The 5,865-nt window shown below is 65.1% G+C and carries 5 protein-coding genes; 2 read left to right on the top strand and 3 right to left on the bottom strand.

The genetic code is table 11. From position 1 onward, the window contains the following. Positions 1-1,254 (top strand): sensor histidine kinase (locus AC1DQP_RS15090; RefSeq protein WP_478051916.1); only part of this gene is annotated, 1,254 nt, incomplete at its 5' end. Between the two features lie 88 nt (positions 1,255-1,342). Beyond that, complete coding sequence (locus AC1DQP_RS15085) at positions 1,343-2,722, top strand: sigma-54-dependent transcriptional regulator (RefSeq protein ID WP_457319571.1); 1,380 nt, start codon at positions 1,343-1,345, stop codon at positions 2,720-2,722. Positions 2,723-3,087: 365 nt separating this feature from the next. Here AC1DQP_RS15085 and pilB read toward each other — a convergent pair whose 3' ends face one another. The 3 genes from pilB to AC1DQP_RS15070 all read right to left on the bottom strand — a co-directional run bounded on the left by pilB (position 3,088) and on the right by AC1DQP_RS15070 (position 5,847). Beyond that, positions 3,088-4,815: a type IV-A pilus assembly ATPase PilB gene (pilB, locus tag AC1DQP_RS15080; protein ID WP_457319570.1), complete on the bottom strand. Its 1,728-nt coding sequence runs from the start codon at positions 4,813-4,815 to the stop codon at positions 3,088-3,090. Positions 4,816-4,890: 75 nt separating this feature from the next. After that, entirely contained in the window at positions 4,891-5,307 is a 417-nt protein-coding gene (locus AC1DQP_RS15075; RefSeq protein WP_457319569.1) for a pilin, read from the bottom strand. Between the two features lie 111 nt (positions 5,308-5,418). Continuing rightward, complete coding sequence (locus AC1DQP_RS15070; RefSeq protein WP_457319568.1) at positions 5,419-5,847, bottom strand: pilin; 429 nt, start codon at positions 5,845-5,847, stop codon at positions 5,419-5,421. Positions 5,848-5,865: the final 18 nt, after the last annotated feature.

Below are 5,865 nucleotides of genomic sequence, written 5' to 3'. Positions count from 1 at the left end.
CTGCTGCCCTTGCCGCTGGGCATGGGCATTGCGCTGACCGCCAGCGCCGCCACCGCCGGCGAGTACCTGTGGAAGCTTCTGGAAGGCGGCGACCCCACCCGGACCCTGGCCGAGCTGGCGATGTTCGTCACCAGCTACCTGGCCCTGGCCTACGTCAGTTACCAGGTGGGCAACCGCGCACGCCGCAACCAGCAGCTGGCCAACCAGCGCGGCGACGAGGTCGCCAACCTGTTCGAAATCAACGAGCTGATCATCCGCCGCATGCGCACCGGCGTACTGGTGGTGGACGGGGCCAACCGCATCACCCTGGCCAACGAAGCCGCCTCGACCCTGATCGGCGACGCCGACGGCGACGGCGGCAGCGGCCGGCTGGAACTGGGCAGCGCCTCGCCCGACCTGAGCCGGCGCCTGCAGCGCTGGCGCAACGGCTGGAAAAATGAGGAAACCCCGCTGCAGCTCTCGCCCGACCAGCCGGAAGTGCAGCCGCGCTTCGCCCGCCTGCTGGCCGGCAGCGACCTGACCCTGGTGTTCCTGGACGATTCCACCGTGGTCTCCCGGCGCGCCGAATCGCTGACGTTGTCGGCGATGGGCCGCTTCTCGGCCAGCCTGGCCCATGAGATCCGCAACCCGCTGGCGGCGATCAACTACGCCGCCCAGCTGCTGGAGGAATCCACCGCCATCGGCGACACCGACCGGCGCCTGCTGCAGATCATCCACCAGCAGTGCCAGCGCACCAACGGCATCGTCGAAAGCGTGCTGGGCCTGGCCCGGCGCGAGCGCGCCAACCCGGAGAACCTGGACCTGGCCGCGTTCGTGCGCCGCTTCGTGCTGGAGTACAAGCAGGGCATCACCCTGGAGACGGACAGCATCGAGCCGATCATCACCGAAACCTCGGTGCACGCCCTGGTCGACCCGCGCCACCTGCATCAGATCCTCACCGTGCTGGTCCACAACGCCCTCAAGTACGGACGCGTCGGCCAGGAACCGGCACGGGTGCGGCTGCGCGTGGCGCGCCAGGAGCGCGCCGCCGTCATCGACGTGATGGACCGCGGCCCGGGCATCCCCGAAACGGTGGCCAGCCAGCTGTTCCGCCCGTTCTTCACCACCTCCGAGCACGGCACCGGGCTGGGCCTGTATATCGCCCGGGAGCTGTGCAAGGCCAACCAGGCCAACCTGGAATACGTATCGGTGCCGGCCGGTGGCGCGTGCTTCCGGCTGGTCCTGGCCGGCCCGCACACTCTGCTGCCGCAATGAACCGTTCACGGCAGGCACCGTCGCTGCGGGTCGCCACATGCGTCAAACATTTGTCGGATCCAACCGCCCTCGGCTATCTTCCCCCCATATGAACGAAACCCGCAGCGCCCTCGTCGTCGACGACGAACGTGACATCCGCGAACTGCTGGTACTGACCCTGGGCCGCATGGGCCTGCGTATCAGTACCGCAGCCAACCTCGCTGAAGCCCGCGAGCTGCTGGCCAGCAATCCCTACGACCTGTGCATCACCGACATGCGCCTGCCCGACGGCAACGGCATCGAGCTGGTCACCGAGATCGCCCAGCACTACCCGCGCACGCCGGTGGCGATGATCACCGCCTTCGGCAGCATGGACCTGGCCGTGGAAGCGCTGAAGGCCGGTGCCTTCGACTTCGTCAGCAAGCCGGTGGACATCTCGGTCCTCCGCGGGCTGGTCAAGCACGCCCTGGAACTCAACAACAGTGAACGCGTCGTGCCGGCCGCACTGGCCAGCGACCAGGCCGCGCGCCTGCTCGGCGAATCGCCGGCCATGGACGCCCTGCGCGGCACCATCGCCAAGGTCGCGCGCAGCCAGGCGCCGGTCTACATCCTCGGCGAGTCCGGCGTCGGCAAGGAGCTGGTGGCACGTACCATCCACGCACAGAGCGCCCGCGCCGCCGGCACCTTCGTACCGGTCAACTGCGGCGCGATCCCGTCCGAGCTGATGGAAAGCGAGTTCTTCGGCCACAAGAAGGGCAGCTTCAGCGGCGCCCACGTCGACAAGCCGGGCCTGTTCCAGGCCGCGCACGGCGGCACCCTGTTCCTGGATGAAGTGGCCGAACTGCCGCTGCAGATGCAGGTCAAGCTGCTGCGCGCCATCCAGGAAAAATCGATCCGCCCGGTCGGCTCGGCCACCGAGGTACCGGTGGATGTGCGCATCCTCTCGGCCACCCACAAGGACCTGGGCGAACTGGTCGAGGACGGGCGCTTCCGCCACGACCTCTACTACCGCATCAACGTGATCGAACTGCGCGTACCGCCGCTGCGCGAGCGCCGCAGCGACCTGCCGCAACTGGCCGCCTCGATCCTGGCGCGCCTGGCCCGCACCCATGAACGGCCCACGCCGCTGCTGGCGCCGTCCGCCCTGGATGCGCTGGCCCAATACCATTTCCCCGGCAACGTCCGCGAACTGGAGAACATCCTGGAGCGCGCCCTCGCGCTGGCCGAAACCGACAGCATCGGCGCCAGCGACCTGCGCCTGCCCCAGCACGGCGGCCTGCGCCCCGGCAGTAATGCCGCGGTGGAAGAAGCCGTGGTCGACCTGCCGGCCGGCAACGGTGCCCTGCCCTCCTACATCGAACAGATGGAGCGCACCGCGATCCAGAAGGCGCTGGAGGAGAACCGCTGGAACAAGACAAGGACGGCGGCGCAGTTGGGGATTACGTTCCGGGCGCTGCGGTACAAGTTGAAGAAGTTGGGGATGGATTGAGGTTCATGGGGGCTGATCCATTCCGCCACGCGCGACTGCCCCGATGGGTGCCGCGCCATCTGACCTCGCGCGATGACCCGCTACGCTGCTGCGCAATCTGACCTCGCGCAACAACCCGCTACGCTGCCGCGCTATCTGACCTCGCGCGACAACCCACTACGCTGCTGCGCCATCTGACGCCGCGCGACAACCGCGGTGGAGCCGCCCCATGGGTGGCTGCTCTTCGATCCGGACACCCCCAACTCACCGCGCGCGGCGGGCGCCGCGACAGCCAGACATGGCCTGGCGCTACCCTTTTGTCGGCGTTCCCCGCACATGAAAAGGCCCGCATCCGCGGGCCTTTTGCGTTCAACCGGACCAACTCGTCAATCCTTGGTGACGCGATTGATTTCAGCCAGGCTGGTCGTTCCCGCCGCCGCCTTCACCAGCGCCGACTGGCGCAGATCATTGACCCCGGCACGCTGCGCGGCCTCGGCAATCTGGATCGCATTGCCGCCGGCCAGCACGATCACCGAAATCTCCTCGCTCATCGGCATCACCTGGTAGATACCGGTACGGCCCTTGTAGCCCTCGGTGCACTCTTCGCAGCCGACCGCCTCGTACAGGGTGATGCCGGCATCGACCTGAGCCTGGGTGAAGCCTTCGGCCAGCAACGCGTTGGCCGGCAAGGTGATGGGCCGCTTGCAGTTGTTGCACAGCCGCCGCGCCAGGCGCTGGGCAATCACCAACGTCACCGAACTGGTGATGTTGAACGGGGCAATGCCCATGTTCATCAGACGCGCGATGGTCTGCGGCGCATCATTGGTATGCAGCGTGGACAGCACCATGTGGCCGGTCTGCGCGGCCTTGATCGCGATCTCGGCGGTTTCCAGGTCGCGGATTTCGCCGACCATGATGATGTCCGGATCCTGGCGCAGGAACGAGCGCAGTGCTGCGGCGAAGGTCATGCCGCGCTTGACGTTCTGCTGCACCTGGTTGACGCCGGGCAGGCGGATTTCCACCGGGTCTTCGGCCGTGGAGATGTTGCGCGTTTCATCGTTGAGGATGCCCAGTGCCGTATACAGCGACACCGTCTTGCCCGAACCGGTCGGGCCGGTCACCAGCACCATGCCGTAGGGCTTGTGGATAGCATCCAGGAACAGCTTCTGCTGCGCGGCCTCGTAACCCAGCTTGTCGATACCGAGCTTGGCTGCGCTGCCATCCAGGATACGCAGCACGATCTTTTCGCCGAACAGCGTTGGCAGCGTACTGACGCGGAAGTCGATCTGCCGGGTCTTGGATAGGTTGAGCTTGATGCGACCATCCTGCGGCACGCGCTTTTCGGCGATGTCCAACTGCGACATCACCTTCAGGCGCGCGGCGATGCGCTGGTTGAGCTTGACCGGGGCCTTGGCCACGTTCTTGAGCAGGCCGTCGATGCGGAACCGCACGCGGTAGTCGTCTTCATACGGCTCGAAATGGATGTCCGACGCGCCCTTGCGGATCGCGTCGATCAACACCTTGTTGACGAACTTCACCACGGGCGTGTCATCGCCCTTGGCATCCACGCCGGAGTCGGTCGAACCACCTTCCTCGTCGCCGGCCGACACATCCAGGTCGCCCATGCCGTCATCGTCGCCGCCCAGGCTGCCACCGAGCGTGTCGTGCTTGGACTGCCACTGCTCCAGGGTGCGCTTGATCTGGTCCTCATCGACCAGGATCGGCTCCACCACCAGGTTGGTGTGGAACTTGATCTCATCCAGCGAATGGGTCGGGTCGCTGGTACCGATGAACAGCTTGCCGCCGCGCTTGAACAGCGGCAGCACGCGGTGCTTGCGCAGCAGTTCTTCGCTGACCAGGCTGATGGCGCTCTGGCTGCTGTCGAACACCGAGACATCCAGTAACGGCATGCCGAACTCGAGTGCGTTGGCGGCTGCCAGCTGGGCGGCAGTGACGAGCTTTTTTTCGGCAAACCACTGAGGCAGCGGCTGCTTGGCCGCGCCGGCCTTGGCCATGGCGTCGCGGGCACCAGCTTCGTCCAGGGCGCCGTCCTGGACCAAGCGCCGGGCGATGCCGGTAATACCGACTAGATTGGCAGTGGCAACGGCGTTCATTTTTGGCACCAAGGGAAATTACTGGAGAATCGAGCCGACCCAAACAGCCCGCCACCTAGCACCGTGACTGGCTTCCTACGTGGATCTGCATTCCGAAGGAACATGCTTGTTGTCGCCCGCCGTTCTGACACATCGCCAGCGGATGACTTCATTGGGATTGTAGCTGGGCTGCAGCAGAAGAGTCACGGAACCCGCCTTTTCCGTCGTCTCGACCGTAATCACGCCACTACCGGAGCAATTCATGGACAACACGTTCCGCGTCGCAGTCGTCTGCTCGTGAACGCCAGAGCAAGCGGTGGCGTCAAGTACGTTGATGTTGTTCACGTTCTCGGTCACTGTCACCTTCGCCGAGGAAGCGAGCAGGAGTGCCTCCGAGACTCTCGCCCTGATGACGTAATCCTGGTAGGCCGGCAACGCGACCGCAGCAAGTATTGCGATGATCGCCACCACGATCATCAACTCAATCAGCGTAAACCCCGTCTCCGTTCTCACGCATGCCTCCCCATTCGGCATTGAATCTGTTCTACCAGCACGCATATTTCGTGCCAGATAAAAAAGAACCCCGCCAAGGCGGGGTTCCTTCTCGCTAGCTTTCGCTACGAATTACGAACGGCATTCAGCCGGGTAGTACTTGGCTTCGCTGCCGCTGCCAACGCAACGCCAGGTGGTGCCAACAGCGCCCGTCTGAGCGGTCGGGGTGTAGGTCAGAATCGTGCCCTTGCCCTTGTCAGCGGTCATGGTCACTTCCAGGGCACCGGTGCCTTCGTCGCACTTCATCGATTCGACATTCGGGTTACCAGCCGGGATAGCGGTATCAACGCCCAGGCAGGCATTGGCCGGAAGCGCGCCACCGTTGTTGGCGATGTTCTCAGCCACGGTAACCTTGGCGCCGGCAGCGATGACAGCTGCTTCGGAAACGCGGGCACGGACGGTGTAGTCCTGGTAGGCCGGCAGCGCGATGGCGGCCAGGATGGCGATGATCGCGACGACGATCATCAGTTCGATGAGGGTAAAGCCCTGCTGCTTCTTCATGAGTACATCCCCTAGAGG

The organism is Stenotrophomonas sp. P5_A8, from assembly GCF_056400545.1.
The sequence above is the reverse complement of the archived record's forward strand: the minus strand, read 5'-3'. Positions and strand labels throughout refer to the sequence as shown.

Coding starts and splice junctions, on each gene's coding strand:
- AC1DQP_RS15085 (WP_457319571.1), top strand. CDS start 1,343: ATGAACGAAACCCGCAGCGCCCTCGTCGTCGACGACGAACGTGACATC.
- AC1DQP_RS15070 (WP_457319568.1), bottom strand. CDS start 5,847: ATGAAGAAGCAGCAGGGCTTTACCCTCATCGAACTGATGATCGTCGTC.
- pilB (WP_457319570.1), bottom strand. CDS start 4,815: ATGAACGCCGTTGCCACTGCCAATCTAGTCGGTATTACCGGCATCGCC.